Origin of the sequence: Pseudoxanthomonas spadix (assembly GCF_003703395.1) — a bacterium.
Lineage (GTDB): Bacteria > Pseudomonadota > Gammaproteobacteria > Xanthomonadales > Xanthomonadaceae > Pseudoxanthomonas_A > Pseudoxanthomonas_A spadix.
The window spans coordinates 1-1,073 of the sequence record NZ_RDQN01000026.1 but is presented as its reverse complement, the minus strand read 5'-3'; the positions used below and the strand labels follow the sequence as shown (position 1 = coordinate 1,073).

Sequence of the window (1,073 nt, the reverse complement as noted above, 5' to 3'; positions counted from 1 at the left end):
GCGCAGTGTTGCCAAGCACGTGTAGGAGCCCGGGCCGCCGCACATCGACCTCGTCCCTAGCCCGAACAGTTGAACGAGCTCAAGCTCGAACTTCACAAGCGTGGGCAGGATCGAGGCGGCTCTCTCCTGTCCCCAGTGTACGAGAACTTTATGTCCCTGACCCTTGTTGGTATCGACGTGGCCAAAGCCACCCTGGCCGTCTGCGTGCTCCCCCACAAGCTGCATCTGACCCTGCCCAACACCTCTGCCGGCCATGCCCAACTGCTGGCGCACCTGAAGGGGCACAGCGTGGACAACCTGTTGCTGGAAGCCACCGGCGGCTACGAGCGGGCGCTGATGCGCGTGTTGAGCAAAGCCGGACTTCCCGTCACCCGGATCAACCCGCGCCGAGCCCGTGCCTTCGCCGAGGCCCTGGGCAAGATCGCCAAGACCGACCCCATCGATGCCCAGGTGCTGGCGCACATGGCCGGCGTGGTCAAGGCCCCCTGTCAGGCCGTGGAGCCCGAGCGCGAAGCCCTGCGGGCCTGGGTTCAGCGCCGCGAACAACTGGTCCAGCAGCGCGACGATGAGCGCCGTCGCCTGAAGCAGGCCGAGCTGGCTGGACTGCGCAAGGACCTGCTGGACAACATCAAGCAGCTGGGCCAGCGCATTCTCAAGATCGACAAGGTCATCGCCCAGGCCCAGGGCCAGCTCGACGATGCCTTGGGCCGATCCCTCATGGCCGTCGCCGGCATCGGCCAGGTCACCGCCGCCAGCTTGCTGGCCTACCTGCCCGAGCTGGGCCGGCTCACGCGCAAGCAGATCGCCGCCTTGGCCGGGCTGGCGCCCTACAACGTGGACAGCGGCAAGCACGCCGGCAAACGCCGCATCCGCGGCGGACGGGCGCCGATCCGCCGGGTGCTGTACATGGCCTGCCTCTCGGTGATCCGCAAACAACCCGACTTCAAGACGCGATACGAAGCCCTGCGCCAACGGGGCAAGTGCGCCAAGGTCGCCATCACCGCCTGCATGCGGGTACTGCTCACCCGCCTCAACGCCATGGCCAGAGACCAAACTGAATGGAGAATGACAGG

The 1,073-nt window shown here is 66.6% G+C and carries 1 protein-coding gene; it reads left to right on the top strand.

Translation table 11 applies throughout. From position 1 onward, the window contains the following. Nucleotides 1-69: 69 nt before the first annotated feature. A partial coding sequence (locus D9R12_RS15505) for an IS110 family transposase (protein ID WP_244919650.1) occupies nt 70-1,073 on the top strand: 1,004 nt, incomplete at its 3' end.